Origin of the sequence: Bradyrhizobium sp. ORS 285, assembly GCF_900176205.1 — a bacterium.
In the GTDB taxonomy this organism is placed as follows: Bacteria; Pseudomonadota; Alphaproteobacteria; order Rhizobiales; family Xanthobacteraceae; genus Bradyrhizobium.
The window spans coordinates 6,994,381-7,021,123 of record NZ_LT859959.1; the positions used below are offsets into that span (position 1 = coordinate 6,994,381).

The window sequence follows — 26,743 nt, forward strand, 5'->3', positions numbered from 1 at the left end:
TTATGGGTCCCCGCGTTAGCGGGGACGACACTGGTGGATGAGGCGCCACTGTGAGTCCCATGCACACGGCCGAATGGCTGACCGCAGCATCGCCGCGGCCTACCCCGCCGGCCACCGCGCGCAGGTGCCATGCGCCTGCGTTCATGGACAATGAACCGCAATCCGATAGTGTGGCGATGTGTCGCGCGCCCTCATTGCGGGAGCCTCGGCGGTTTGCCGGCAACGCGCCCTCCAGTTTCATCACTGACGCCCGGAGCCACACGGATCGAGCATGGCTGACGTTCTCGCCGCATCGCAACACACCGCCGCTCCGGTCCGGGCACCCTCTTCGCTGCGCACCTTGGCGCTGGTCTCGCTGGCGCATTGGGTCAGCCACCTGCACATGCTGGTGCTGCCGATGCTGTTTCCCTACCTGAAGGAGAAGCTCGGCGTCGGCTATGTCGAACTCGGCTTTCCGCTCACATTGTTCGCCGTGGTCTCGGCGCTGACCCAGGCCCCGGTCGGCTATCTCGTCGACCGCGCCGGCGCCCGCCGCATCCTGCTGCTCGGCCTGACGCTCGGCGGCCTGTCGCTGGCGATGCTCGGGGTCTACCTGACCTATACCAGCCTGGTCGTCTCGGCGGTGCTGCTCGGCCTTGCGAACGCGGTCTATCACCCGTCCGACTACGCGCTGCTGTCGGCGCATATGGAAGAGAGCCGGATGGGCCGCGCCTTCGGCGTGCACACTTTTGCCGGCTATCTCGGCGGCGCAGTCGCGCCGGCCGTCATGGCCGCGCTGGTCACCACCGTCGGCGGCTCCGGCGCGCTGATCGCGGCGGGCCTGGTCGGGCCTCTGGCGGCGCTGCTGCTGCTCGTCGGCAACGTGCCGGAGGTGCCGCCGCATCCGCATGCCACCAAGGCTGATGGCACCAAGGTCAAGCAGCCGGGCCTGCTGACGCCGATGCTGATGCTGCTGACCGTGTTCTTCATGCTGCTCAGCCTGTCCAACGCCGGCATCTCCAGCTTCGGCGTGGTCGCCTTCATGAACGGCTATGGCATCTCGTTCTCGACCGCCAACATTGCGCTCACCGCCTTCCTCGGCGCCAGCGCCGTCGGCGTGCTCGCCGGGGGCCAGCTCGCCGACCGCATCCGCCATCACAACCTGGTCGCGGCGGTGGCCTATGCCATCAATGCCGTGCTCGTGCTGATCATCACCTTCGTCAGCCTGCATCCCGTGCTGCTGGTCGCGATCATGCTGACCGCAGGCTTCATGAGCGGCGTCATCGCGCCGTCGCGCGACATGCTGGTCCGCAACGCCGCTCCCGCCGGCGCCGCCGGCCGCGCCTTCGGCATCGTCTCCACCGGCTTCAACTTCGCCGGCGTCGTCAGCCCGCTGCTGTTCGGCTGGATCATGGACATGAACGCCCCACGCTGGGTGTTCGGCACCTCGGTGGTGTTCATGCTGCTGACCATCGTGCTGGCGTTCTTCACCGAGCCGAAGAAGAAGACGGCGTAGTTGTCGTCGTAGGGTGGGCAAAGCGCAGCGTGCCCACCATTGCAACTAAGACCGCCGCCGTAAACGGTGGGCACGCTTCGCTTTGCCCACCCTACGGACAGCCGATTGTTAGTTCGTCAGCGCTGCCAGATGCAGCGCCCTCTCCCCCCAAGGCGAAGCAGAGCTTCGCCAGGGCGGGAGAGGGCATCACCGGCTCATCCACTTGCGCAATCGGGTGAGGGGTATCTATCCGCTTGCGGCGCTCGTGGAGACATACCCCTCACCCAAGCGAGCTTGCCGATCCCTCATACATGCCCTCTCCCGCAAGGGGAGAGGGCGCAGTGATGGGCACCGCGATGGCTGCGGCTTACTCCATCGGCTGCTGTCGCAACGCTGCCCTCACCTCCCGCATGTTGACATCATCGCCCGCTGGCCGATGATGCCCCCACAACAACAAACATCCGGGGAAGACACGCCATGACGCAGCCAGATCTCGTGATCCGCGGCGGGACCGTTGCCGATGGTTCGGGCGGCGAGCTTTATGAGGCCGATGTCGCGATCGCGGACGGCCGCATCGTCGCCGTCGGCAAGGTCGCCGCGTCAGGCCGCGAGGAGATCGACGCGCGCGGCAAGCTGGTCACGCCCGGCTTCGTCGACGTCCACACTCATTACGACGGCCAGGTCACCTGGAGCCACGACATCTCGCCGTCATCGCAGAATGGCGTCACCACCGCGATCATGGGCAATTGCGGCGTCGGCTTCGCGCCATGCCGGCCGGCCGACCACCAGCGCCTGATCCAGCTGATGGAAGGCGTCGAGGACATTCCCGAGCCGGTGCTCGAAGCCGGCATTCCCTGGGAATGGGAGAGCTTTCCCGACTACATGGAATGGCTGGCAAAACGCTCCTTCGATCTCGACATCGGCGCGCAACTGCCGCATGCGGCGCTGCGCGTCTATGTGATGGGCGAGCGCGGCGCGCGGCGCGATCCGGCCACGGCCGACGACAACCGCGCGATGGCGGCGCTCGCGCGCGACGCGGTCAAGGCCGGAGCGCTCGGCTTTTCGACCTCGCGCACGCTCAACCATCGCACCTCGACCGGCGACTACACGCCGACACTGAAGGCCGGCGAGGATGAGCTGACGACGATCGCGAGCGCCATGCACAGCGCCGGCCGCAGCGTGCTGCAATTCGTGCTGGACATCTCGACCATCCACGAAGACCTGCCGATGATGCTGCGCATCGCCGACGCGACGAAGTGCCCGATCTCGTTCTCGGTCACGCAGAACGACCGCGCGCCGCAGCGCTGGCGGCAGACCCTGGCGGAGATCAATGCGGCGGCCGCGCGCGGCCTGTCGGTGACGGCGCAGATCGCGGCGCGTCCAGTCGGGCTGCTGCTCGGGCTCGAATTGTCGCGCAACCCGCTGCAGACGCATCCGAGCTACCAGGCGATCGCGCACCTGCCGCTCGAGGAACGCGTGGCGCGGATGCGGGATCCGCAGCTGCGCGCGGCGATCCTCAGCGAGCAGGCCACCGCCACTGACGATCCGCTGTTCTTCAAGCCGAACTACGACAAGATGTACCTGCTCGGCGATCCGCCGGACTATGAGCAACCGCCGGAGCGGTCGCTGGGCGCCCAGGCCCGCGCCAGGGGATGCCGCCCCGAGGAGCTGGCCTATGACGCGATGCTGACGGATGGTGGACGCGGCATGCTCTACGTGCCGTTCCTGAACTATTCCGACGGCAATCTCGACGCCACCTACGAGATGCTGCGCGATCCCAGAAGCGTGCCAGGCTTGAGCGACGGCGGCGCGCACTGCAGCATCATCTGCGACGCCAATTTTCCGACCTACCTGCTTACGCACTGGACGCGCGACCGCAAGCGTGGCGAGAAGCTGTCGATCCCGTTCGTGGTCGCCGCGCAGTCGCGCAAGACCGCGCTGTCCGTCGGCCTCGAGGATCGCGGCTTGATCAACGCCGGCTACAAGGCGGACGTCAACGTCATCGACTACGACCGGCTGCATCTGCATCCGCCCAAGGTGCACTACGACCTGCCGGTCGGCGGCCGCCGGCTGATGCAGGACGTCGATGGCTACGAGGCGACGATCGTGTCCGGTGTGGTGACGCGCCGCCACGGTGAGGCCACCGGCGCACGGCCGGGGCGGCTGGTGAGGGGGGCGCGGGCCGGGGTGCAATAGGTCCGTCGCTGCCATGCCTTGAAACGCCTGCGCAATCCTCGGTGTCGTCCCGGACAAGCGCGCAACGCGCGCGCCGATCCGGGACCCATAACCCCAGGACGTTGTTTCAGGCGCGAACGCCGTCCCACCTCGCCCAGCCAACTACCAATGGTGGCTATGGGTCCCGGCGCGAGGCCGGGACGACACTGAATGTGTGGCGCGCACCGGGGCAGGGCCATCCGGCGCTTGGAACCGCGAAGATCAGAGTGCTGACGGCTCGCGTTGCGCCACCGCTCACGCAAATTCCGGCGCGACAGCCTGGTGGGCCTGCAGGCGGGCGCGCTCGCTGTTCGGCCAGAGCAGTGCCAGGCCGAGCAGGCCGGAGATCACCATGATGACCGCGTTGATGGTGAAGCCGGACATGTAGCCTTCGACCATGCTGCCCGAGGCCTGGATCATCTTGCCCATCACCACCGGCGCCACGATGCCGGCGAGCGTGTACAGCGCGCCATAGATCGCCATGACGGCGCCGCGCTGCGCGACCGGCGTGAACTCGCCGATCATCGGCGGGCAGACGACGTAGATCGATCCGCACAATCCCGACCCGACCACCAGCAGCGCGATCCGGGCCGCGGCGCCGTCGACATGCGCCATCGCCGCCATCAGCCCGCCGCCGATCACCAGCGGCGTCGCGCCGAGCACGCCGCGCGCCATGCGCGTGGAGACGCCGCGCGCCATCAGCAGCTGTGAGACGAAGCCCGTCGTCAGCACGACGCAGGCGCCAAAGATCCAGGGCAGGATCGAGATGAAGCCGGCCTGCGCCTGCGAGAAGCCGAGACCCTTCACCAGGAACGGCGTGAACCAGGTCAGCCCGAGCGACAGCGCCCAATAGGCACCGAAGGTCGCGGTCACGCAGCCGACGAAGGTGCGCGACGTCAGCAGTTGCAGATAGGGCACGCGCTGCTCGCGCGAGGCGGCGGACTCGATCTCGGCCAGCGGCCCTTCCCGACCCAGCCACAGCCACGCCGCGCTCCACATCAGTCCGACCACGCCGAGCGCGCCGAAGGCATAGTGCCAGCCATAGGTCACGATGATGAAGTTCAGCGCAGGCACCGCGAGAATGACGCCGAACGCCGAGCCTTGCGAAAGGATGGCGGTCGGCATCGCCCGCTTCTCGTCAGGGAACCATTTGTAGACGGCATGGACCGCGACAGACGCCGCAGGCCCCTCGCCGGCACCGAGAATGACGCGGCAGATCAGCAGCGTCGTGAAGCCGACGGTGCCGACCATCGGGAATTGCGCCACCGCCCAGATCAGCGCCAGCACCAACAGCACCCAGCGCGTCGGCACCTTGTTCACGATGAAGCCGACCATGATGGCCGAGATCGAAAACAGGAAGAAGAACGACGAGCCGAGCAGGCCGAACTGCTCGGCCGTGAGATTGAGCTCGGTCATGATCGGCACGCCGGCGAGCCCGACGACGATCTTGTCGGCGAAGTTCACCAGCATGAACAGGAACAGCAGGAAGGTGATCTTCCAGGCACCTTTCGGCGTGGACGGCGAGCTTGCGCGGGATGTGCCTTGAAGCGTCGTTGGCGCGGCCATGTTTCCTACCCCGTCCTTGTTATGATCCGCCGCTGTGGTCCGGGCGTTTTGTCGATGCTACCCACGAACCTGATCCGCAGGCAACCGGCGCGCAAGCTAAGTTGTTGCTGCAACGCGAGAATTTACCCTCCTTGGATGCGGATGGCAGCTCCCGCAACCTGGGCATGATGGGACCGCCATGACATCCCGGCACAGGCCGGGGAACGCGAAGAACGAGCGCGTGATGTTCGCGTTGGCCCTTGCTATGTTGTGATGCAATAACCTTGATCATGCTCGTGCTCAGCGTTCGTCATCTCACCAAGTCTTACCGATCCGGCGGCGAGCCGATCAAAGTCCTGCGCGGCGTCGATCTCGACGTGGCCCCAGGCGAGCGCGTGGCGCTGACCGGCGAATCCGGCTCCGGCAAGAGCACGCTGCTGCATCTCATCGCCGGGCTCGATGCCGCCGATGGCGGGGACATCGTGCTCGACGGCGCATCCGTCGGAGCGCTCGACGATGCCGGGCGCGCCGCGATCCGGCGCGAGCGGCTCGGCCTCGTGTTCCAGCAATTCAACCTGGTGCCGAGCCTGTCGGTGCAGGACAATCTCAGCTTCCAGGCGCGACTCGCAGGACGGCATGATCCGGCGTGGCACACCGAGCTGGTGGAGCGGCTCGGATTGAAGCCGCTGCTCAAGCGCTATCCCGAGCAGCTCTCCGGCGGTCAGCAGCAGCGCGTCGCGATCGGCCGCGCACTAGCGATCAAGCCGACGCTGCTGCTCGCGGACGAGCCGACCGGCAATCTCGACGAGGACACCGCGGACGAGGTGATGGCGCTGACGCGCGATCTCGTCGCGCGCACCGGCTGCGGCTTCCTGATGGTGACGCACAGCGCACGTCTCGCCGCGATGCTCGACCGTCACGTGCATCTGCATGCGGGCCGCGTCGCATGACGCGCGCTCTCTGGATCCTCGCCGTGCTGCTCAGCCATTGGCGGCGGCATCCGATGCAGCTCGCGACCCTGCTGATCGGGCTGATCTCGGCGACCGCGCTGTGGAGCGGCGTGCAGGCGCTGAACCAGCAGGCGCGCAACTCCTACGATCGCGCGGCCGCGATCTTCGGCGGCGCGCGCACGCCGATGCTGGTCGCGCGCAACGGCAAGATGCTGCCGCAAAGCGTTTTCGCCGAGCTGCGCCGCGCCGGCTGGCCGGTGTCGCCGGTGGTCGAAGGCCGCGTGCAGATCGACGGCCGCTCGATCCGGCTGCTCGGCATCGAGCCGTTCAGCATTCCCCGCGAGGTCGGCGATGCGCCGATGGTCGGGCGCAGCGAGCTCGAGGCATTCCTGACGCCGCCGCATCGCACTCTGATCTCGCCGGAGACGCTGGCCGATCTCGATCTCAAAGACGGCGCGACGCCGCGGCTCAGCAATGACGCCATGCTGCCGCCGCTGATGGTGCAGCAGCAGCTCGCGCCCGGCGTGCTCGTCGTCGACATCAGCGATGCGCAGCGGCTGCTCGACAAGCCCGGCCAGATCTCGCGGCTCCTGCTCGGCAAGACGCCGGGGCAGCGCGCCCCGTTGCAGAGCTTCGCCGGCGGCCGACTCCAGCTCGTGCAGCCCGAGGCCGAGACCGATCTGGAACGGCTCACCGACAGCTTCCACCTCAACCTCACCGCCTTCGGCCTGTTGTCCTTCGTCGTTGGTTTGTTCATCGTCAACTCCGCCATCGGCCTCGCCTTCGAGCAGCGGCTGCCCGTGCTGCGCACTTTGCGCGCCTGCGGCGTGTCGGCGCGCCAGCTCAACGCCGTGCTGATCGGCGAGCTCATCGCCTTCGCACTGGTCGCCGGTATGGTCGGCCTCGTCTGCGGCTATGTCATCGCGGCGACGCTGCTGCCGAATGTCGCCGCGTCGTTGCGCGGCCTCTATGGCGCGCAGGTGCCGGGCGAGCTGAGCCTGCGGCCGGAATGGTGGCTCGCCGGACTCGTGATCAGCGTCTCCGGCGCGCTCGCCGCCGCCACCACCAGCCTGGTCAAATCGATGCGGCTGCCGATCCTGTCGACCGCGCAGCCCTATGCGTGGCAGGAGGCGCAGCGGCGCTGGCTGCGATTGCAGAGCGCGGTCGCGCTCGCCTTCTTCGTCGCGGCCGGCTTGCTGCTGTGGCTCGGGCAGTCGCTGCTCGCCGGCTTCGGCGTGCTCGCCGCGATGATGCTCGGCGCCGCGCTGCTGCTGCCCGCGATCCTGGAACTGGTGCTGCGGCTCGGCGAGCGCGGCGCGCGGGCGGCGCTGGCGCAATGGTTCTGGGCCGACAGCCGGCAGCAGATCTCTGGGCTGTCGCTGGCGCTGATGGCGCTGCTGCTGGCGCTGGCCGTCAATGTCGGCGTCGCGACCATGGTGGAGACGTTCAGCCGCACCTTTCTGGTCTGGCTCGACGGCCGCCTCGCGGCCGACATCTACATCAGCGCCGCCGATGAAGCGCAGGCGCGCGAGATTCTAGGCTGGCTGCGCACGCGGCCCGAGGCGCAGGCGGTGCTGCCGGGCGGCCGCGCCGAGACGCAGCTCGCGGGCGCGCCGATCGACGTGCTCGGCCTGCCCGATCACGACACCTATCGCGACCACTGGCCGTTGCTGCAGGCCGACCAAGACGCATGGAAGCAGCTGGTGCGCGGCGATGCCGGCTTCGTCAGCGAGCAGCTGGCGCGCCGGCTCCATCTTTCGCTCGGCGACAGCATCGACATATCAGCACCGACCGGCGACTGGCGCATCAGCATCGCCGGCATCTATGCCGACTACGGCAATCCGAAGGGGCAGGTGACCGTCAACGTCGCGGCGCTGACACGGCGTTTTCCGGCGACGCCGATCACGCGGATGGCGGTGCGCGCGGCGCCGGCGGACGTGCCTGGACTGATCAGCGCGCTGACCGACAAGTTCGGACTCGACGGCCGCAATGTCGTCGATCAGGCGACCGTCAAGCAGGAGTCCAAGCAGATCTTCAACCGCACCTTTGCGGTGACCGGCGCGCTCAACACCTTCACGCTCGGCGTCGCCGCGATCGCGCTGCTGACGAGCCTGCTCACGCTCGCCAATTCACGGCTGCCGCAGCTTGCGCCGCTCTGGGCAATCGGGCTGACGCGGCGCCGGCTCGCCGAGGTCGAGCTACTGAAGACGCTGTCGCTCGCCGGCCTCACCGCGCTGCTGGCGCTGCCGCTCGGGCTGGTGGTGGCGTGGTGCCTGATCGCGATCGTCAACGTGAAGGCGTTCGGCTGGCGGCTGCCGTTCGACGTGTTTCCGCTGCAGCTGATCCGCTTGTTGATTGTCACGCTCGTCGCGGCCCTGATCGCCTCGCTGCTGCCGGTGCTGCGGCTCGCGCGGATGCAGCCGGCCCATCTCGTAAGGACGTTCACCATTGAGCGCTAGCGCCACGATCACGCGCCGCGGACTGATCGGCGGGCTCGGCCTGCTGGCGCTGCCACGCCTCGCGCGCGCGCAGGGTTTTGCCGGCCTCGCCGACAGCGCGGAGGGCTTTGCACCGGTGACCCCGGGCAAGAGCTTCAGCTTCCCGGCTGACCATGGTCCCCACGACGACTTCCGCATCGAATGGTGGTACATCACCGCCAATCTCAGCGATGCCAGCGGCAAGGCCTACGGCCTGCAATGGACGCTGTTCCGCTCGGCGGCGCGGCCTGGACCGCAAGAACGGGGCTTCGACAATCAGCAGCTCTGGATGGCGCATGCCGCGGTGACCCGCGCGGACAGCCACCGCTCGACCGAGAAGTTCGCGCGCGGCGGCGTCGGCCAGGCCGGCGTCGAAGCAAAACCGTTTCAGGCCTGGATCGATGACTGGCAGCTGCGCGGCTCGGCCGCGACCGACGATCAGACGTTGGCGCCTCTCGACATGAGCGCGAGCGCGGCCGACTTCTCCTATGCGCTGCATCTCGAGGCGGATCGTCCGGTGGTGCTGCAGGGCATCGGCGGCTACAGCCGCAAGTCGGAGCGCGGCCAGGCTTCGTACTACTACAGCCAGCCGTTCTACCGCGCGCGCGGTCGCATCGCTTTCGACGACCAGCCGGTCGAGGTGACCGGCATGGCCTGGCTCGACCGCGAATGGAGTAGCCAGCCGCTGGCCTCGGACCAGAGCGGCTGGGACTGGTTCGCGCTGCATTTTTCCGGCGGCGAGAAGCTGATGCTGTATCGGATGCGCCAGGGCAATGGCGACTACACCTCCGGCACCTGGATTACGGCCGAAGGCGCCGCGCGCCCGCTCGGGCCGGGCGACATCGCGATGCGGCCGACGGAGACGGTCGCAATCAACGAGCGCAAGCTGCCGGTCGGCTGGCACGTCGAGATATCAGCGCTCGGCATCGCGATCGACAGCGTACCGCTCAATCCGAACGCCTGGATGGGCACCCGCGTGCCGTATTGGGAAGGACCGATCAGCTTCAAGGGCAGCCACACGGGGGTGGGCTATCTCGAGCTGACGGGATATTAGAAATCAAAGGGGGACCCACGCATGTATCACTACACAGCACTCGTCACCGTGCTCGCATTGATGCTTTTCTTCTACATGGCCGTGCGGGTGGCGCAGGCGCGCGCCAGATTCGGCGTGAAGGCGCCGGCCGTCACCGGCAATGCCGATTTCGAGCGCACCTATCGGGTACAGGTCAACACGCTGGAATGGCTGCCGATCTTCCTGCCGGCGCTGTGGCTGTTCGCGATCTATGTCAGTGACGTCATCGCCGCGCTGATCGGCCTGGTCTGGATCGCCGGTCGCGCGATGTACATGGTGTCCTACGCCAAAGCCGCCGAGAAGCGCGGCCTAGGCTTCGGCGTGCAGGCGCTGGCAGCGCTGGCGCTGCTCGTGGGATCGCTGATCGCAATTGTGTGGCGGCTCCTGCACGGCTGATAGCTCCGCCCTCCGCTGTCGTCCCGGGCTTGACCCGGGACCCATAACCCCCGGCGGATGTTGGTTAGCCGGGCTGTTCAACGGCCAGCCTGCCTCAAGACAGATCACGCGGTATGGGTCCCGGCTTTCGCCGGGACGACACCGATGATGCGGCAGCTCACTTCGTCAGCGGACAGCCGCTCTCCTTTGCAGAGAAGAACGCCTTGTCGCCGGGCACCGTGGCGAGCAGCTTGTAGTAGTCCCACGGCTTCTTCGATTCGGCCGGCGACTTGACCTCGAACAGGTACATGTCGTGGACCATGCGGCCGTTGGCCTGCACCTTGCCTTGCGCGAACGCGTCATCGACGGGCAGTTCCTTCAGCTTCTTGGCAACGGCATCCGACTCCTTGGTGCCGGCCGCCTTCACCGCCTTGAGATAGGACAGCGTCGCCGAATAGGTGCCGGCGTGGATCATGCTCGGCATGCGCCCCGTGCGCTTCATGAAACGCTCACTGAAGGCGCGCGATTTGTCGTCGTGGTCCCAATAGAAGCCCTCGGTCAGGATTAGGCCCTGCGCGGCCTCGAGCCCGAGGCCGTTGACCTCGGCCAGCGTCATCAGGAGACCCGCGAGCTTCTGGCCGCCCTTGACGATGCCGAACTCGGCCGCCTGCTTGATCGAGTTGGTGGTGTCGAGGCCCGCATTGGCAAGCCCGATGATCTTGGCCTTGGAGCTCTGCGCCTGCAGCAGGAAGGACGAGAAGTCCGAGGAGTTCAGCGGGATGCGCACCGAGCCCAGCACCTTGCCGCCCTTGGCGGTGACGATATCGCTGGTGTCCTTCTCCAGCGCATAGCCGAAGGCATAATCGGCGGTCAGGAAGAACCAGGTGTTTCCGCCGGCTTCGACCAGCGCGCCGCCGGTGCCGACCGCGAGCGCATGGGTATCGAACGCCCAATGGAAGCCGTAGGGCGTGCAGGCGTCCCCGGTGATGCGCGAGGTCGCTGCGCCGACGACGATGTCGATCTTCTTCTTTTCAGCCGACAGTTCCTGCACCGCGAGAGCGACCGAAGAGGTCGTCAGCTCCGTGATCATGTCGACCCCTTCGGTGTCGTACCAGCGTCGCGCGATCGAGGACGCCAGATCCGGCTTGTTCTGATGATCGGCGGTGACCAGCTCGACCTTCTGGCCCAGCACCTCGCCGCCGAAATCCTCGATCGCCATCTTGGCGGCCTCGACGGAATATTTGCCGCCGTAATCGGCATAGACGCCGGACTGGTCGTTGAGGATGCCGATCTTGACCTGTGCCGAGGCCGGCGCGGCCACCATCAGCGCACCCACGGCCGCAAAGGCCAACCAACGCGAATTCATATCGTCTCTCCCGGAGTTTCTTGCTTCTGAGAAGTCATTCGTTTTCGGAATGCGCGCTCATGTTAGGCTAGAACCCCGGTCCCGCCCATCCCTTCCCGCCTCAGCCAAAGGACTGAGACCACGGTTGATCAGCGTGGAACCCGTCCGCTAGACTGCAGGCAAACAACAAGCGGCCGTCCCGTGAGGATAGTGCGCCGGATGGAAACAGCCTGAGCGCGTGACGCGAACATTGCCCGTGTCACTTCGCCTTGCCTCCCCGCGTGCACCTACGCCTCTGCCGGACGGCCATGCGAGGGAGCAGACATGTACACCGGCAAGCACGCAAGGCTGCGTCCGCTGCAGCCCGCTTTTATCATGGCCTCCACCGGTGAAGCGGTGACCTATCGCGAGCTGGAGGCGCGCAGCAATCGGCTCGCACATCTGTTCCGCAAGCACGGCCTGAAGCGGCTCGATCACTATTCGATCTTCATGGAGAACAACAGCCGCTATCTCGAAGCGTGCGGCGCCGGCGAACGCTCCGGGCTCTATTTCACCTGCGTGAACTCGTATCTGACGCCGGGCGAGCTCGCCTACATCCTCAACAACAGCCAGTCGCGGCTCCTGATCACCTCGGCCGCGAAGCTCGACGTCGCGCGCGAGGCGCTGAAGGAGGCGCCCGGCATCGAGCTGTGCATCGTCGCCGACGGCCCGGGTGAGAGCGAACGCGTCGTCGGCCTGCAAGACGTCACGTCGGGTCTGCCGGTGACGCCGATTGAAGACGAAAGCGTCGGCACCGCGATGCTGTATTCCTCCGGCACGACAGGCCGTCCGAAAGGCATCCTGCGGCCGCTACCCGAACAGCCGCCGGTGCAGCAATTGCCGATCTTCGACTTCCTCGAGAAGCTGTGGCGCTATCGCGAGGGCATGATCTATCTGTCGCCGGCGCCGCTGTATCACTCCGCGCCGCAGGCCGCCGTGAACCTCACGATCCGCAACGGCGGCACCGCCGTGATCATGGAGACGTTCGAACCCGAACGCTATCTCCAGCTCGTCGAGCAGTGGGGCATCACGCATACGCAGCTGGTGCCGACGATGTTCTCGCGCATGCTGAAGCTGCCCGAGGATGTGCGCAGCCGCTACGACCTGTCCTCGCTGGAGATCGCAATCCACGCTGCTGCGCCCTGCCCCGCCCCGCCCAGGTCAAGGAGGACATGATCAGATGGTGGGGCCCGATCATCCACGAATATTACGGCGCCACCGAGGGCCTCGGCTTCACGGCCTGCGACAGCGAACAATGGCTGGCGCATCGCGGCAGCGTCGGCAAGGTGCTGTTCGGCGACCTGCATATTCTCGACGAGACCATGCAGCCCTGCCCGACCGGCACCGCCGGCACGGTGTGGTTCAAGACGGGATCGCCGTTCGAGTACTTCAACGACCCCGAGCGCACCAGGGAGGCGCGCTCGGCCGACGGCACGATGAGCACGGTCGGCGACGTCGGCTATGTCGATGCCGACGGCTATCTGTATCTCACCGATCGCGCCACCTTCATGATCATCTCCGGCGGCGTGAACATCTATCCGCAGGAATGCGAGAACCTCCTCATCACGCACCCGAAGGTCGCCGATGCCGCCGTGTTCGGCGTGCCCAATCCCGATCTCGGCGAGGAGGTGAAGGCGGTGATCCAGCCGATGTCCGGCGTCATGCCGGGGCCCGAGCTGGAGGAAGAGCTGATCGCATTCTGCCGTCAGTCGCTGTCGCGGCAGAAGGTGCCGCGCTCGATCGATTTCGAGAAGGAGCTGCCGCGGCTGCCAACAGGCAAGCTCTACAAACGCCTTCTGCGCGACCGCTATTGGGGCAACAAGACATCGCGGATCGTGTAGGGCGGCGCGGCTGGCGTTGATCCTGGTCAAGCGCGCACAGCGTGGCGTCGCTATGCTCCATCGATTGCGACCGCAGCGATTTCGCGAGACACGATATGCGCGCTCATCAAATCATGACCCGATCCGTGATCACGGTGACGCCCGGAACTCCGGTGGCCGAGGCAGCCCGGATCATGCTGCGCAACCATATCGGCGGGCTGCCCGTGGTCGACGCCTCCGGCCGGCTCGTCGGCATGGTGACCGACGGCGATTTCCTGCGGCGGGCCGAGCTCGGCACCGAGCGCAAGCAGGGGCGCTGGCTCGACCTGCTGGTCGGGCGCGGCCGCATCGCCGCCGACTTCGTTCATTCCCATGGCCGCACCGTCGGCGACATCATGAGCCGGCCTGCGGTGACCGTCAGCACGGATGCCAGCCTGGCAGAACTCGCCGAGATCATGGAAAAGCGCAGCATCAAGCGGCTTCCGGTCGTGAATGGTGACCAACTGGCCGGCATGGTGACGCACACTGATTTCGTCCAGACCCTGGCCGATCTCGCCAACACCGTGCCGGCGCCCAGCCGCGACGACGACGAGATCCGCAGCGCCATCCTCGATGCGCTCGACCACGCCGCCTGCAAGCACTGCCGCTTCAACGTCGTCGTCCGCAACGGCGTCGCGCATCTCACCGGCGCGGTGCATGATGACAAGGAACGCGCCACGGCGATCGTGGCGGCCAAGAGCGTGCAGGGCGTCCGGGACGTCCGCGACCACATGTGGGTCTACCCGCCCCCCGAAGAGGAACTGGGCGGCGGCGACATCGTTTCGCTGCAGGAGCAGCCCTCGACAGACGACGACCAGCCGCTGTGAGGAGTGCTCGCCGTGCGCCCGTTTCTGGCACCATCGCTGTTGCTGCTGCTCCTGACACCCGCGGCAGCTGAGAATCTCGACCATGGACACCGGCTTGCGGAACGCTGGTGCGCCGAATGCCATGTGGTCGGCACTGAGACGCCCCGGTTCCGTCGCGCACGGCCCTTCATTGCCATCGCCGCCAAGGAGGGCCTGACCAGGGACATGCTGGTGAAGTTCCTGCTGCTTCCGCACGCCACCATGGCCAACAGCCCGCTGAGCGCCGCCGACGCCAACGATCTGGCCGGCTACATCCTCAGCCTGGGGAGGTAATCAGTCACGTCAGGCGGGTGCTGATCGACGGGACTGTGCGCCGCACCCCGGTACGGGATGCGCCGCGGAGGGCCTTCGCTGTTTTCCGCCAGATCCTTTGGAACAAAACTGTCAAGTCGACGTTTCGTGTACTCGCCGCCGTGAGCTGGAGCACGTCGCACGACCCCTCGCGGTCTGCCGACGGCGGTGCTCCTTGTCCTCGTTGCCGGAAAAAAGCCAACAACAAGCAGCGAACGAGATAGAACTTGCATTCGTACACAAACGAGTTGGTAATCGGGTGCGCGGCATCTTCTCTGCCGAACTGCTAGCAAGGAGCGTGCGACGTGCACGGAATGCCCGGCGCCCCCCGCGTGACCGATGACGATGCGGCCTACCTCGCCGCGATCGTGAACGCGTCTGCCGACGCGATCTTCGGCACGACCACGGACGGAATCGTTCGCAGCTGGAATGCGGCGTGCGAACGGATGTTGGGCTATAGCGCCGCCGAGATGATCGGACAGTCGATTCTGGACATCGTGCCTCCTGAGCTGAAGCGTGAGGCACTGGCGATCCGCGATCGCGTCAGCAGCGGAGATCCGATCGAGAGTTTCGAAACCGTGCGGCTGGCGAAGGACGGCCGTCCGATCGAAGTCGCCATCACCTACTCGCCGATCCATGACGGACAAGGTCAGGTCATTGGCGTTTCCGGGATCCTGCGCGACGTCACCACGATCAAGACGGCGCAGCGCAGCGCGGCGATGCTTGCCGCGATCGTCGCCTCGTCCTCGGACGGCGTCGTCAGCAAGACGCTGGACGGCACCGTCACCAGCTGGAACAAGAGCGCCGAGCGCATCTTCGGCTTCTCGGAAGGCGAGATGATCAACCGATCGATCCGCACGATCATTCCCGGCGAGCGCCAGGCCGAGGAGGACCGCATCCTCGCTACCGTCGTGTCGGGCCAGATCATCGACAATTTCGAGACGGTCCGCCTGCGCAAGGACGGCGCGCTGATCGATGTATCGGTGACGGTCTCGCCGGTGCGTGATTCCACCGGCCGCATCATCGGCGCCTCCAAGATCGTGCGCGACATCACCGACAAGCGTCAGACGAGGGAGCAACTGCGCACGCTGCTCGCCGAGGTGAACCATCGCAGCAAGAACATGCTGTCGCTGGTGCAGGCGATCGCGCGGCAGATGACGCGGCATGGAAGGCAGCTCGATCTGAACCGCTTTCTCGAGCGGCTGCAGGCGATCGCAGGCAACCAGGATCTGCTGATCCAGAACGACTGGCGCTTCATTCCAATCGCCGACCTCGTGCGCTCGCAGCTCGGCGCCTTCCGCGACCTGATCGGCAACCGCATCACCATCGCCGGACCGCAGATCGAGCTGACGCCGGAGGCCGCTCAGGCGATCGGCATGGCTGTGCATGAGCTCGCCACCAACGCCGCAAAATACGGCGCGCTGTCGGGCGACGAAGGGCGGATCGCCCTCAACTGGTCTTGCGACGGCGACGATTTCGACATGAGCTGGCACGAGAGTGACGGACCACCGGTCACTGTCCCCGAGCAGAGGGGCTTTGGCAGCCGCGTGATCTCGGACATGGTGCGCGCCGGGCTCGACGCAGCGGTGGAGGTCGACTTCGCACCAACTGGACTACGCTGGCACTTGAGGTGCCCCCTGCAACGCCTCAGCCGCAGCAACAACCATGCCCGTCGCTGACAAGATCAACGTCCTGATCGTCGAGGACGATCCGATGATCGGCTTCGATCTGTCGATCGAGCTGGAGGAAGCAGGCTTTGCCATCGTCGGTGTGGCGCCCACGGTGAGCAAGGCCCTGCACTTGTTGCAACGGCACCGCTGCGATCTCGCCGTCCTCGACGTCAATCTCGGCCATGAGACCTCGGCCCCGATCGCCCGCGCGCTCATGGCTGAAGGCGTCCCGTTCGTCGCCGTCACCGGCTATTCCGTCGACCAGTGCCCGGAAGAATTCGCCACCGCCCCACTGCTGTCGAAGCCGTTTCAGACATCGCGGCTGGTCGCGACGTTAAGGCGGCAGCTGCCGCGCTGAGACGCAGCTATCCTACTGAGACTTGACGACAGCTGCGTGCGGCGCATACGTGTGGCGCCGACATGCGACTCCGATAGACCTCCCGCAGACTACGTCAGTGCCATGCCCCTCACCCGGATTGCTGCGCAATCCGACCTCTCCCCGCAAAGAGCGAGGAGAGGTTGAACCGCCGATGCCGAGAGCGATTGCCTCAATGATTTAGGTTCGGATCGTCAACGTGGCACGAGCCATTCGCCACAAGGTCGGTGCGCTCCCTCGCCCCGTTCTTACGGGGGGAGGGTTGGGGTGAGGGGCAGCGGCACGGGAGGTCTACATCCAAGGACCTGATGACCACGCGCGCCCCGGCCAGCTACTCACCTGCGATCTCCACCACGATTCGTCCCGTCGTCACCTGATCGCCTTCGGCAACCTCGATCGCGCTCACAGTGCCGGCGAGACCGGCCGTGTGGACGTGCTCCATCTTCATCGCTTCCAGCGTCACGACCGGTTGGCCCAGTGCGACGCGATCCCCGGGCTTGACCAGCACTGCGACCACGCGCCCATTCAACGCCGCGCGAACCTTGCCGTCGCCGCCAGCCGCCGCAGTGGACTGCGGCGCCGCCAGCGTCAGATCGCGCAGCGTCAGCGTCTGACCGCGATGTTGCACGAACAGCCGATCGCCGTCGCGCACGAAGCGCGCGCCTTCGGTGACGTCGGCGTGACGGACACGGATCATGTCGCCGGTGAGCGAGACGATCTCACAGCGATGCTCGGAGCCGTCAGACGCCACGCAATAGCTGCCGTCGCGCTCGCGCAACAGCTCGCATTCCATGACCTCGCCACCAATCTCGAACCGTAACGGCGTCGCAAAGCTCGCAGCCAAGGAGCGTCCCCCCCGGATGGGATGCGTCAGCGGATGACTGACCGAGAGCAGCAAGGCCGCAAGCGCCGTGTCGGCCGAGCCGGCAGCCGGCGCATGCAGCTCGTCACGATGGGCGGGAATGAATGCCGTGGTTGCCTTGCCCGCGCCAAACGCCGGATGCCGCAGGCACGACAACAAGAACGATTGGTTCGTCGTCACGCCGAGCGCGACAGCCTGCTCCAATCCGGTGATGAGCCGTGCGCGCGCTTCCTCGCGGGTCGCGCCATGGCTGATCAGCTTTGCGATCATCGAGTCGTAATAAGGCGGGATCTCCGCGCCGGATTCGAGCGCATGCTCGACGCGGATCTGTTCCGGCATCTGCCACAAGGCCATGCGCCCGGATTGCGGCATGAAGTCGTGAGCGGCATCCTCCGAGCACAGCCGGACCTCGATGGCATGGCCTTCGAATCTGATCTGCTCCTGGCGCAACGGCAGCGGTTCGCCCGCGGCGACGCGGAGCTGCCACTCGACGAGATCCAGCCCGGTCAGCGCCTCCGTCACGGGATGCTCGACCTGGAGCCGCGTGTTCATCTCCATGAAGTAGAACTGGCCGTCAGCATCGAGCAAGAATTCCAAGGTGCCGGCGCCCTCGTAGCCTAGCGCCTTCACGGCCTGCACAGCCACCGCTCCCATGCGCGCGCGCAGTTCCGCATTGACGGCCGGCGACGGCGCCTCCTCGATCAGCTTCTGGTGCCGCCGCTGCACCGAGCAGTCGCGCTCGCCGAGATGCACGGCATTGCCTTGGCTGTCGCCGAACACCTGGATCTCGATGTGCCGCGGATTCTGAATCGCCTTTTCCAGGATGACGGTGCCGTCACCGAACGCCGCCGCGGCCTCCGAGCGCGCGCTGCGCAGCAGATCCGGGAACGCTTCTGCATCACTAACGAGACGCATGCCGCGTCCACCGCCGCCGGCGACCGCCTTGATCATCACGGGGAAGCCGATGCGCCGCGCCTCGCGCAGCATCGCCTCGTCGCCTTGGTCCTCGCCCTGATAGCCTGGCACGCAGGGCACACCGGCGCGCTGCATGATGTCCTTGGCGCCCGCCTTGTTGCCCATCGCCTGAATCGCCTCCGGCGATGGTCCGATGAAGACGAGGCCTGCGTCCCTGCACGCTTGTGCGAAATCCTCGTTCTCGGCGAGGAAGCCGTAGCCGGGATGCACGGCATCTGCCCCGGTCGCCTTGGCAGCGGCGATGATCGCCGGGATGTTCAGATAGGACTGCGCCGGCGGCGGCGCGCCGATGCGGACGGCCTGATCGGCGAGCCGCACATGCGGCGAGTCAGCGTCGGCGTCGGAATAGACCGCGACCACTCCATGACCAAGCAGGCGCGCCGTGCGCATGACGCGCAGCGCGATCTCGCCGCGGTTGGCGATCAGCACCTTGTGGAACGGCCGGCGCGACATCGTCTGCTCTCCGCTCATGGCCGCGCCACCGAAAACTGCATGCGCTGCGGTTCGCGCGCCTCGGCCTCGCGGCAGATCGACAGCACCTCCGACAGCACCGCGCGGGTGTCGCGCGGATCGATCACGCCGTCGTCGAGCACGCGCGCCGATGTCGCGAACACATCCATCTGGCTGTCGAACACGCCGATGATCTGGGCCTTCATGGCATCCAGCTTCTCGCGCTCCACCGGCTTGCCGCGGCGCGCCGCTGCGGCCTCGGTGACGATCGCCATCGTCTCGGCGGCCTGCTCGCCGCCCATCACGGCGGTCTTGGCGTTCGGCCAGGAGAAGCAGAAGCGCGGATGGAAGCCGCGGCCGCACATGCCGTAATTGCCGGCGCCGAACGAGGCGCCGCAATAGATCGTGATCTGCGGCACCGTGGCCGAGGTCACCGCCTGGATCATCTTGGAGCCGTGCTTGATCATGCCGGCCTCCTCATAGGCCCGGCCGACCATGTAGCCGGTGGTGTTGTTGAGATAGAGAATCGGCGTGCGGCTCTGGCAGCAGGCCTGGATGAAGTGCGTCGCTTTGTTGGCGCCGGCCGGATCGAGCGGGCCGTTGTTGGTGACGATGCCGATCGCCTGGCCCTCGATGCGGGCGTGGCCGCAGACCGTGGCCGGGCCGTAGTTCGGCGACATCTCGACGAAGTCGCTGTCGTCGACGATCCGCGCGATCACCTGGCGCATGTCGACGGGACGCTTGTGGTCGAGCGGCATGATGCCGAGCAGCTCCTCCTGATCGTAGCGCGGCGGCTTCGCCGCCGGCGCATCGTGCGACGGCCGGTCCCAGTTCAGCTTGCCCATGATCTCCCTGGCGATGCGCAGGCCATCGCGATCGTCCTCGGCCAGATAGTCACCGAGGCCGGAAATCGACGTGTGCATCTCGGCGCCGCCGAGCTCCTCCTCGCTCGCTATCTCGCCGGTCGCCGCCTTCAACAGCGGCGGACCGGCCAGGAACGCGCGGGTCCGGCCGCGCACCATGACGATGTAGTCCGACAGGCCGGTCTGATAGGCGCCGCCCGCCGTCGAGGAGCCGTGCGTCACGGTGACCACCGGCAGGCCCGCCGCCGACAGCCGCGCCAGATTGCGAAAGATGTTGCCGCCACGAACGAAGTCCTCGACGCGGTAGCGCAGGAGGTTAGCGCCGGCGCTCTCGACCAGTTGCACGTAAGGCAGCTTGTTCTCCAGCGCGAGCTCCTGCACGCGCAGGGTCTTGTCGAGGCCGTAAGGCTGCAGCGCGCCGGCATCGATGGCCGCATCGTTTGCCGAGACCATGCAGCGCACGCCCGCGACGAAGCCGATGCCGGCGATGACGCCGCCGCCCGGGACGCTCTTGGCAGGATCGGGCGTATCGAACATGTAGCCGGCGAGCGTCGACAGCTCCAGAAACGGCGCGCCGGGATCGAGCACCAGTGCCACGCGCTCGCGCGGCAGAAGCTGGCCGCGCTGATGGAAGCGGTCCTTGGCCGCCGCCGAGGCATTGCGCGTCCGCGCTTCGAGATCGCGCATTTTTGCGATGAGGCCCAACATGCCGTCGCGGTTCGCCTGGAAGGCGGCGCCGGTGGGAGAGATGGTGTTGTCGATGATGGCCATAAGCAACGGTCTCGCTATTGACCGTCATCCCGGGGCGCGCGGAAGCGCGAGCCCGGAATCCATAACCTCGATCGGGAGTATGGATTCCGGGCCTGGCCCTGCGGGCCATTCCGGAATGACGATGGAGTTTGTGGCACGCCTCACGCGCTCTTCGCCGCAAAATGCTCGCCATAAGCCTGGCGCAGCTCGACCTTGCGCAGCTTGCCGGTGGCGGTCATCGGCATCTCCTCGAGCACACGCACCAGCTTCGGCACCTGGAAGCCGCCGAGCGACTTGCGGCAGTGCTCGAGCAGCTCGGTTTCGCTCGCGACGGCTCCGGGCTTGAGCTTGACGAAGGCCGAGACCGCCTCGCCCCATTGCGGATGCGGCAGGCCGACGACGGCGGCATTCTGCACCGCCGGATGCGCCAGCAATGTTTCTTCGATCTTGACCGAGGCGACGTTCTCGCCGCCGGACTTGATCATGTCCTTCTTGCGGTCGAGGCACAGCACCTCGCCCTGGTCAATCACGGCGAGATCGCCGGTGTGGTGCCAGCCGAACCTGCGGGCCTCCTCGGTCGATGTCGGGTCCTTGTAGTATCCCATCATCACGTTGGGGCCGCGATGCACGAGCTCGCCGATCTCGCCCGGCGGCAGCAGATTTCCGGCATCGTCCATGATCGCTGTCTCGTTCACGAACAGCGACTCGCCCCAGTAATTACCGAACCGATTGAGCTGCACCTCCGGCCGCGACATCGTCGTCGCCGGATACATTTCGGTCTGGCCGCTGGTCAGCACGAAGTTCGGGCACAGCTCCTGGATGGCGCGCTCCAGCAGCGGCCGGCTCATCGGCGCCATCGTGTAGAGGCAGGTGCGCAGGTGCGAGAGATCGAACTCCCTGCGGCGGGGATGATCGAGGATCGCCTGGTACATCAGCGGCAGGCCGACGAACACGGTGAGACGATCGCGCACGATCGCCTCCATGCAGGCGACCGGATCGAAGCCGCGCATCAGCGCCATGCGGCCGCCGACCGAGAGATAGCTCAACAGCAGCACGTGACCGGCGCAATGGAACAGCGGGAACTGCCCGGTGATCCCGTCGTCGCGCGACAGCTGCATCTCGATGCAGTTGCTCATCACGGCCATGACCACGGCGAGATGACAATGCATCGCGCCCTTCGGCCGCGACGTCGTGCCGGAGGTGTAGATGATCATCGCGAGATCGCGATCGTTGATCTCGATTTCAGGCTCGACGTCGGACTGGCCCTGGATCAGATCGTTGAAGCTGGCCAGCCCGGCCGCTTTCGCCGTTCCGGCGAGGTCGACGGCGACCAGCTCGACGCCGCGCTTCTCCAACACCGCGCGGCGCTCGGGCTGCGCATGGAGATTGTCATCGATCACAGCGAAGCGCACCTCGGCATGGCCGAGGATGTAGTCCATGTCGGCCGGCCCGAGCATGGTGTTGATCGGCACCCAGACGAGACCGGCGCGATGGATGCCGAACAGCGCTTTGACGAGGTCGATCGAGTTGTTGCAAACCGTGGAGATTGTCTCGCCCGGCTTCAGCCCCTTGGCGACGAGATGGTTCGCGAACCGGTTGGAATCGCGCTCCAGCTCGGTGAAGGTCGCTTGGCGGCCGCCGTCCGTGATGGCGACGCGATCCGGAAAGCGACGCGCCGCGCGCTTCAGCAGATCGCCGATCGCGACCCGGCCGATACGGCCAGGACCGGGCACACCACCTGTGACGTCGAGGTTGGTCATGGTTTTGGTCCCTCTCCATCCGCGTCATTGCGAGGAGCCGAAGGCGACGAAGCAATCCAGGGGCGTCATGCGTAGCTCTGGATTACGTCGCTGCGCTCGCAATGACGGAGGCATGTTGCGTCAGTTCACCGTTCCGAACATCTGCCGCGCCTCGGCTGGGCTCGCGATCTCGCGGCCCGCGCGGCGCGCACAACCGGCGATCGCCTCGATCAGCTGCCCATTTGACGTCACCTTGGTTCCGTCAGCGAGATAGAACGTGTCCTCCAGCCCGGTCCGCAGATGACCGCCAAGCTCCGCGCAGCGCTGGTGCAGCGGCCAGATCTCGGCACGGCCGATCGCAGTGACCTGCCAATGCGCCTCCGGCAGTTTCAGCTTGAGCAGGATCGGCAGCAACTCCGGATCCGCGGGCATGCCCGAGGCGACACCCATGACGAAATTGTACTCGAGCGGCCCGCTATACATTCCCGTCTGCCGGTACATGCCGACGCAGCGCACGATACCGACGTCGAAGCACTCGAACTCCGGGATCGTGTTCACGTCCTTCATGACGGCGAGATAGTCGCCGATCTTCTCGACCGAGTTGTCGAACATCATCGGCGGCCAGGCCCAGCTGTTGTCCGCCTTGACCTTCAGATAGTTCAGCGAGCCGGCATTGCAGGCGGCGATCTCCGGCCGGGTCTCACGGATGCAGTCGAGCGCGCCATGATAGTTCGGGCCCGAAACGCCGGAGGTGTGGTTGATGATCACGCCGGGGCAGGCCTCGCGGATCGCCTGCTGGATCTCGCGCGAGACGTTCACCTCCCACGACGGCAGATGGCCCTTTCCCGGCGCCTGCTGGCGCAGATGGATATGCATGATCGCAGCGCCCGCGTCATAGGCGCGGCGCGCCTCGCGCGCCATCTCCTCCGGCGTGACCGGGACGTGATGCTGCCGGGGATCGGTGAGCACGCCGTTCAGCGCGCAGGTGATGACGGCTTTGTTGCTCATGGCAGTGCTGGCACTCATTCGATGAAAGCTTGCGCGCAAGCAGCGCTGTGCAGATGTTGGCCCATATGATGACGTCGCGGCGCGATCTGCTTGCGTTGACTCGCTGGTTGAAACGGCGCTTTCTCGTTATTGCTTTGCATCAAGCCTGCGACCTGCCATCGACGCTAAGCGGTTCCTGTTCGTCCTCCCCACCGAGCGTGCAATGTCAAGCGACACACAACCGGCGCCGACCTTTCCGAATGGGCTGAGCGCCGCCGAGGCGGCGCGCCGGCTGCAGGAAGAGGGCTTCAACGAGCTGCCGCAGGCGGGCGCGCGGTCGATCATCCGGCTGATCGCGGACGTGCTGAAGGAACCGATGCTGCTCCTGCTGCTTGCGGGCGCCGGCATCTACCTCGCATTGGGCGATATGGCCGAAGCCGTGCTGCTCGGCGTATTCGCCTCGGCATCGGTGTTCATCACCATCGTGCAGGAGGCGCGCACCGAGCGCGTGTTGGAATCGCTGCGCGACCTCTCCAGCCCGCGCGCGCTGGTGATCCGCGACGGTGAGCGCATCCGCATTGCCGGCCGCGAGGTGGCGCGCGGCGATCTCATCGTGCTGGCGGAAGGCGATCGTGTCGCTGCGGATGCGGTGCTGCGCGAATGCGACGATCTGCTCATCGATGAATCGCTGCTCTCAGGCGAATCCGTGCCCGTGCGCAAGCGGCCGGCGGCGGATGCGGACGGCGCCTCGCCCGCCGCCGCCGGCGGCGACGATCAGCCCTTCGTGTTCTCCGGCAGCCTCGTCGTGCGCGGCGGCGGCATCGCCGAGGTGATGGCGACCGGGCCGCGGACCGCGATCGGCAGGATCGGACAGTCGGTCAGCACGCTGGAGACCGAGACGCCGCGGCTGCGTCAGCAGACACGGCGTCTGGTGATGGCGTTCGCGATCGGTGGCGGCATCGTGGTGGCGATCACGGTCGTGCTCTACGCACTGTATCGCGGCGGCTGGCTGGAAGGATTGCTGGCCGGCATCGCGCTGGGCATGTCGATGCTGCCCGAGGAATTTCCGGTGGTGCTCACCGTGTTTCTCGCCATGGGCGCCTGGCGCATCTCGCAGGCCCGCGTGCTGACGCGGCGCGCTGCCGCGATCGAGTCGCTCGGCGCGGCCACCGTGCTGTGCACTGACAAGACCGGCACCCTAACGCAGAACCGCATGATGGTGGCGCGGCTGGTGCAAGCGGATGGCACCGTACTGCAATTGGTGACGGCATCGCCCGATGCCGTCACGGCCGAGTTCCGCGACCTCGTCGCGACCGCCGTGCGCGCCTGCGACCCACAGTCGCACGACCCGATGGAGAAAGCGCTGCAGGCGATCGGCACAGAGGCGAGCGCCGAGGCCAGCTTGCAGCGGCGCTATGGCCTCCGGCCGGATCTGCTCGCCATGACCAACGTGTGGTCGCGACAGGGCGGCAGTGTCGTCGCGGCGAAGGGCGCGCCGGAGGCGATTGCAAAGCTGTGCGGTCTCACCGGTGCTGAGTTCGCCACGCTCCAGGCGCGCATCGAGACACTCGCCGCCGAAGGCCTGCGCGTGCTCGGCGTCGCCGAGGCGCGATGGAGCGGCGGCCCGCTCCCGGAGACGCAGCAGGGCTTCGCGTTCAGCTTCTGCGGCCTCGTCGGCTTCGCCGATCCGCTGCGCGCGGAGGTGCCCCAAGCCGTCGCCGAGTGCCGCTCCGCCGGCATCCGTATCCTCATGATCACCGGCGACTATCCGGCCACGGCGGCGGCGATCGCGCGGCAGGCCGGGCTCGATCCCGAACGCGTCATCACCGGCACGGAACTTTCAACGCTCGACGACGACGTCCTGGCGCAAGCGGCACGCACGCCGACTGCGTTCGCCCGCATCATGCCGGAGCAGAAGCTGCGCATCGTCTCGGCGCTGAAGGCCGATGGCGAGATCGTCGCCATGACCGGCGACGGCGTCAACGACGCGCCATCGCTGAAGGCGGCGCATATCGGCATCGCGATGGGCGGCCGCGGCACCGACGTCGCGCGCGAGGCTGCGGCGATCGTGCTGCTCGACGATGATTTCGGCTCGATCGTCAAAGCGATCCGGCTGGGCCGGCGGATCTACGACAATCTACGCAAGGCGATGAGCTTCATTCTCGCGGTGCATTTCCCGATCGCGGGGCTGGCGCTGCTGCCGCTTTTGACGGGGCTTCCCTTGCTGCTCGGCCCAATTCACATCGCCTTCCTGGAGATGATCATCGATCCCGTCTGCTCGCTGGTGTTCGAGGCCGAGACCGAGGAGGACGACATCATGCGGCGGCGGCCGCGCGATCCCTTGGAAGCGCTACTGCCGCGCCCGCTGGTGCTATGGGGCGCGCTGCAGGGCGTTCTCGCGATCATCACCACCGGCGGCGTGCTGCTGCTCGCGCACCGCAACGGCATGCCCGATGACGAGCTCCGCGCGCTGGTGTTCTTCACCCTGGTGCCGGTGATCGTCAGCCTGATCTTCGTCAACCGCTCGTTCTCGAGCTCGCTGCGCGAGGCGCTGCTCCGGCCGAACCGCGTGCTGCTATCGGTGATCGCGATCGTCATCGCGGTGCTCGCGACCAGTCTGACCGTCCCGCCGGTCGCCGCGCTGTTCAGGTTCGGGCCGCTGCACGCCGACGATCTCGCGCTGACCGCGGCGGCCGCGATCAGCACGCTGATCGTGCTTGAGCTGTCGAAATTCCGCTGCGCGCCGCGCTGACGAGGCGCGCCAGGGCCGATCAGGTCAACGCGGCCTCGCCGGCGCGATAGATCGCAAGATCGCGCGAGCCGGAGAAGATCGCGCGCGGTTTCAGGCCGTAGAAGCGGCGGATCGAGTGGCTGAAATGCGTCGAGTCGGGATAGCCGATGTCCTGCGCGAGATGCGCCAGGTTGAGATCCTGGTTGGCGTAGTTCAGGAGATGCCGCGCGCGCTTCCAGGCGCGGAACGAGCGGAAGGAGATGTCCGTCTCCTCCTTGAACAGATGCAGGAAGCGGGAGGTCGACAGGCCCACCGCGGCGGCGCAGCTCTCGGCGGTCGCCGGCTCGCCGGAGAAGCGGCTGATCAGGCCGATCGCTTTGACGACGCGCGGATCGAGCGTCCGCTGCGGCAGCACCTCGCCGAAGCAGAGCCGGTCGAACACCGCGCTGGTGACGTCGCCGGAGAGCGGCCGCTGCACCAGCTCCTCATAGGCCGCACGGATACGGCAGGCGAAGGCGTCGGCCTCGCGCGTGACCTTGGCTGCGAAGCGATCCAGCGTGCCGATCGGCACACTCTCCGGCTCCATCGTCACGACGATGACGGTGCGGTAGTCGCTCTCGATCGTGTGCTGCTTGTTCGGCGGCACCACCAGCAGCTCGCCGCACCGCGGCTCGCCGCCTTCGGGCAGCAGGCGCAGGCTGCCGGTGAGCGCGACATAGATATGCAGCGCGCCCGAGCAGCGCTGGCGCGGTCGACCGAGCAGCCCGGCGTAGAAGACGCGCTCGGGCGTGATCAGCATGAGATGGCCGGAGTCCCGGCGGGCAACATCCATG

At 66.7% G+C, this 26,743-nt stretch carries 19 protein-coding genes and 1 pseudogene; 13 read left to right on the forward strand and 7 right to left on the reverse strand.

What is annotated here, in order from left to right:
- Positions 1-271: 271 nt before the first annotated feature.
- Positions 272-1,495 carry an MFS transporter gene (locus BRAD285_RS31470; RefSeq protein WP_006615420.1) on the forward strand — a complete coding sequence of 408 codons (1,224 nt, stop codon included), beginning with the start codon at positions 272-274 and terminating at the stop codon, positions 1,493-1,495.
- A 456-nt stretch (positions 1,496-1,951) separates the two neighbouring features.
- On the forward strand, positions 1,952-3,670 hold the full coding sequence (locus tag BRAD285_RS31475) for an amidohydrolase family protein (RefSeq protein ID WP_006615419.1): 1,719 nt from the start codon (positions 1,952-1,954) through the stop codon (positions 3,668-3,670).
- A gap of 273 nt (positions 3,671-3,943) precedes the next feature.
- Here BRAD285_RS31475 and BRAD285_RS31480 read toward each other — a convergent pair whose 3' ends face one another.
- Positions 3,944-5,254 (reverse strand): MFS transporter, encoded by a 1,311-nt coding sequence (locus tag BRAD285_RS31480; RefSeq protein WP_006615418.1) that lies wholly within the window; start codon positions 5,252-5,254, stop codon positions 3,944-3,946.
- A gap of 269 nt (positions 5,255-5,523) precedes the next feature.
- Here BRAD285_RS31480 and BRAD285_RS31485 point away from each other — a divergent pair, with 269 nt between their 5' ends.
- From BRAD285_RS31485 to BRAD285_RS31500, 4 genes are read left to right on the forward strand one after another with little or no spacing between them, the layout of a single operon-like run.
- The gene (locus tag BRAD285_RS31485; protein ID WP_035648879.1) at positions 5,524-6,183 is read left to right on the forward strand and encodes an ABC transporter ATP-binding protein; all 660 of its coding nucleotides are present in this window, start codon (positions 5,524-5,526) and stop codon (positions 6,181-6,183) included.
- Positions 6,180-8,642 (forward strand): ABC transporter permease, encoded by a 2,463-nt coding sequence (locus BRAD285_RS31490; protein ID WP_006615416.1) that lies wholly within the window; start codon positions 6,180-6,182, stop codon positions 8,640-8,642. The genes BRAD285_RS31485 and BRAD285_RS31490 overlap by 4 nt, the downstream gene beginning before the upstream one ends.
- Positions 8,632-9,714 (forward strand): lipocalin-like domain-containing protein, encoded by a 1,083-nt coding sequence (locus BRAD285_RS31495; protein ID WP_006615415.1) that lies wholly within the window; start codon positions 8,632-8,634, stop codon positions 9,712-9,714. Before BRAD285_RS31490 ends, BRAD285_RS31495 begins: the two co-directional genes overlap by 11 nt.
- A 21-nt stretch (positions 9,715-9,735) precedes the next feature.
- Complete coding sequence (locus tag BRAD285_RS31500) at positions 9,736-10,128, forward strand: MAPEG family protein (protein ID WP_006615414.1); 393 nt, start codon at positions 9,736-9,738, stop codon at positions 10,126-10,128.
- 157 nt (positions 10,129-10,285) lie between these two features.
- Here BRAD285_RS31500 and BRAD285_RS31505 read toward each other — a convergent pair whose 3' ends face one another.
- Positions 10,286-11,473, reverse strand: coding sequence for an ABC transporter substrate-binding protein (locus BRAD285_RS31505; RefSeq protein ID WP_006615413.1), 1,188 nt, complete (start codon positions 11,471-11,473; stop codon positions 10,286-10,288).
- 354 nt (positions 11,474-11,827) lie between these two features.
- On the opposite strand from BRAD285_RS31505, the pseudogene BRAD285_RS31510 reads away from it, so the two are divergent.
- The 6 genes and pseudogenes from BRAD285_RS31510 to BRAD285_RS31530 form a co-directional block, all read left to right on the forward strand.
- A pseudogene (locus BRAD285_RS31510) lies at positions 11,828-12,801 on the forward strand (AMP-binding protein); the annotation flags it as partial.
- Positions 12,802-12,999: 198 nt separating this feature from the next.
- Positions 13,000-13,332: a hypothetical protein gene (locus BRAD285_RS36455; protein WP_244563600.1), complete on the forward strand. Its 333-nt coding sequence runs from the start codon at positions 13,000-13,002 to the stop codon at positions 13,330-13,332.
- A gap of 95 nt (positions 13,333-13,427) precedes the next feature.
- Positions 13,428-14,177 carry a CBS domain-containing protein gene (locus BRAD285_RS31515; RefSeq protein ID WP_006615410.1) on the forward strand — a complete coding sequence of 250 codons (750 nt, stop codon included), beginning with the start codon at positions 13,428-13,430 and terminating at the stop codon, positions 14,175-14,177.
- A 3-nt stretch (positions 14,178-14,180) separates the two neighbouring features.
- Complete coding sequence (locus tag BRAD285_RS31520; protein WP_006615409.1) at positions 14,181-14,489, forward strand: hypothetical protein; 309 nt, start codon at positions 14,181-14,183, stop codon at positions 14,487-14,489.
- Between the two features lie 323 nt (positions 14,490-14,812).
- Complete coding sequence (locus BRAD285_RS31525; protein WP_006615408.1) at positions 14,813-16,186, forward strand: sensor histidine kinase; 1,374 nt, start codon at positions 14,813-14,815, stop codon at positions 16,184-16,186.
- Between the two features lie 34 nt (positions 16,187-16,220).
- A complete protein-coding gene (locus BRAD285_RS31530; protein WP_006615407.1) occupies positions 16,221-16,535 on the forward strand; it encodes a response regulator in 315 nt (104 codons plus the stop codon).
- A gap of 349 nt (positions 16,536-16,884) precedes the next feature.
- On the opposite strand, the gene BRAD285_RS31535 is transcribed toward BRAD285_RS31530, so the two are convergent.
- From BRAD285_RS31535 to BRAD285_RS31550, 4 genes are all read right to left on the reverse strand, one after another.
- On the reverse strand, positions 16,885-18,843 hold the full coding sequence (locus BRAD285_RS31535; protein WP_006615406.1) for an acetyl-CoA carboxylase biotin carboxylase subunit: 1,959 nt from the start codon (positions 18,841-18,843) through the stop codon (positions 16,885-16,887).
- Between the two features lie 14 nt (positions 18,844-18,857).
- A complete protein-coding gene (locus BRAD285_RS31540; protein WP_006615405.1) occupies positions 18,858-20,474 on the reverse strand; it encodes an acyl-CoA carboxylase subunit beta in 1,617 nt (538 codons plus the stop codon).
- A gap of 140 nt (positions 20,475-20,614) precedes the next feature.
- Positions 20,615-22,213, reverse strand: coding sequence for an AMP-binding protein (locus BRAD285_RS31545; protein WP_006615404.1), 1,599 nt, complete (start codon positions 22,211-22,213; stop codon positions 20,615-20,617).
- Positions 22,214-22,333: 120 nt separating this feature from the next.
- Positions 22,334-23,200 (reverse strand): 3-keto-5-aminohexanoate cleavage protein, encoded by an 867-nt coding sequence (locus tag BRAD285_RS31550; protein WP_006615403.1) that lies wholly within the window; start codon positions 23,198-23,200, stop codon positions 22,334-22,336.
- Positions 23,201-23,402: 202 nt separating this feature from the next.
- Here BRAD285_RS31550 and BRAD285_RS31555 point away from each other — a divergent pair, with 202 nt between their 5' ends.
- Entirely contained in the window at positions 23,403-25,931 is a 2,529-nt protein-coding gene (locus tag BRAD285_RS31555) for a cation-translocating P-type ATPase (protein ID WP_006615402.1), read from the forward strand.
- Positions 25,932-25,950: 19 nt separating this feature from the next.
- Here BRAD285_RS31555 and BRAD285_RS31560 read toward each other — a convergent pair whose 3' ends face one another.
- Positions 25,951-26,742: an AraC family transcriptional regulator gene (locus tag BRAD285_RS31560; RefSeq protein WP_035648872.1), complete on the reverse strand. Its 792-nt coding sequence runs from the start codon at positions 26,740-26,742 to the stop codon at positions 25,951-25,953.
- Position 26,743 lies beyond the last annotated feature (1 nt).

What these genes read in the sequence shown, in the direction of transcription:
- BRAD285_RS31470 (WP_006615420.1), top strand. Translation starts at nt 272, where the DNA reads ATGGCTGACGTTCTCGCCGCATCGCAACACACCGCCGCTCCGGTCCGG.
- BRAD285_RS31475 (WP_006615419.1), top strand. Translation starts at nt 1,952, where the DNA reads ATGACGCAGCCAGATCTCGTGATCCGCGGCGGGACCGTTGCCGATGGT.
- BRAD285_RS31480 (WP_006615418.1), bottom strand. Translation starts at nt 5,254, where the DNA reads ATGGCCGCGCCAACGACGCTTCAAGGCACATCCCGCGCAAGCTCGCCG.
- BRAD285_RS31485 (WP_035648879.1), top strand. Translation starts at nt 5,524, where the DNA reads ATGCTCGTGCTCAGCGTTCGTCATCTCACCAAGTCTTACCGATCCGGC.
- BRAD285_RS31490 (WP_006615416.1), top strand. Translation starts at nt 6,180, where the DNA reads ATGACGCGCGCTCTCTGGATCCTCGCCGTGCTGCTCAGCCATTGGCGG.
- BRAD285_RS31500 (WP_006615414.1), top strand. Translation starts at nt 9,736, where the DNA reads ATGTATCACTACACAGCACTCGTCACCGTGCTCGCATTGATGCTTTTC.
- BRAD285_RS31505 (WP_006615413.1), bottom strand. Translation starts at nt 11,473, where the DNA reads ATGAATTCGCGTTGGTTGGCCTTTGCGGCCGTGGGTGCGCTGATGGTG.
- BRAD285_RS36455 (WP_244563600.1), top strand. Translation starts at nt 13,000, where the DNA reads ATGATCATCTCCGGCGGCGTGAACATCTATCCGCAGGAATGCGAGAAC.
- BRAD285_RS31515 (WP_006615410.1), top strand. Translation starts at nt 13,428, where the DNA reads ATGCGCGCTCATCAAATCATGACCCGATCCGTGATCACGGTGACGCCC.
- BRAD285_RS31530 (WP_006615407.1), top strand. Translation starts at nt 16,221, where the DNA reads ATGATCGGCTTCGATCTGTCGATCGAGCTGGAGGAAGCAGGCTTTGCC.
- BRAD285_RS31535 (WP_006615406.1), bottom strand. Translation starts at nt 18,843, where the DNA reads ATGTCGCGCCGGCCGTTCCACAAGGTGCTGATCGCCAACCGCGGCGAG.
- BRAD285_RS31540 (WP_006615405.1), bottom strand. Translation starts at nt 20,474, where the DNA reads ATGGCCATCATCGACAACACCATCTCTCCCACCGGCGCCGCCTTCCAG.
- BRAD285_RS31545 (WP_006615404.1), bottom strand. Translation starts at nt 22,213, where the DNA reads ATGACCAACCTCGACGTCACAGGTGGTGTGCCCGGTCCTGGCCGTATC.
- BRAD285_RS31550 (WP_006615403.1), bottom strand. Translation starts at nt 23,200, where the DNA reads ATGAGCAACAAAGCCGTCATCACCTGCGCGCTGAACGGCGTGCTCACC.
- BRAD285_RS31555 (WP_006615402.1), top strand. Translation starts at nt 23,403, where the DNA reads ATGTCAAGCGACACACAACCGGCGCCGACCTTTCCGAATGGGCTGAGC.
- BRAD285_RS31560 (WP_035648872.1), bottom strand. Translation starts at nt 26,742, where the DNA reads ATGGATGTTGCCCGCCGGGACTCCGGCCATCTCATGCTGATCACGCCC.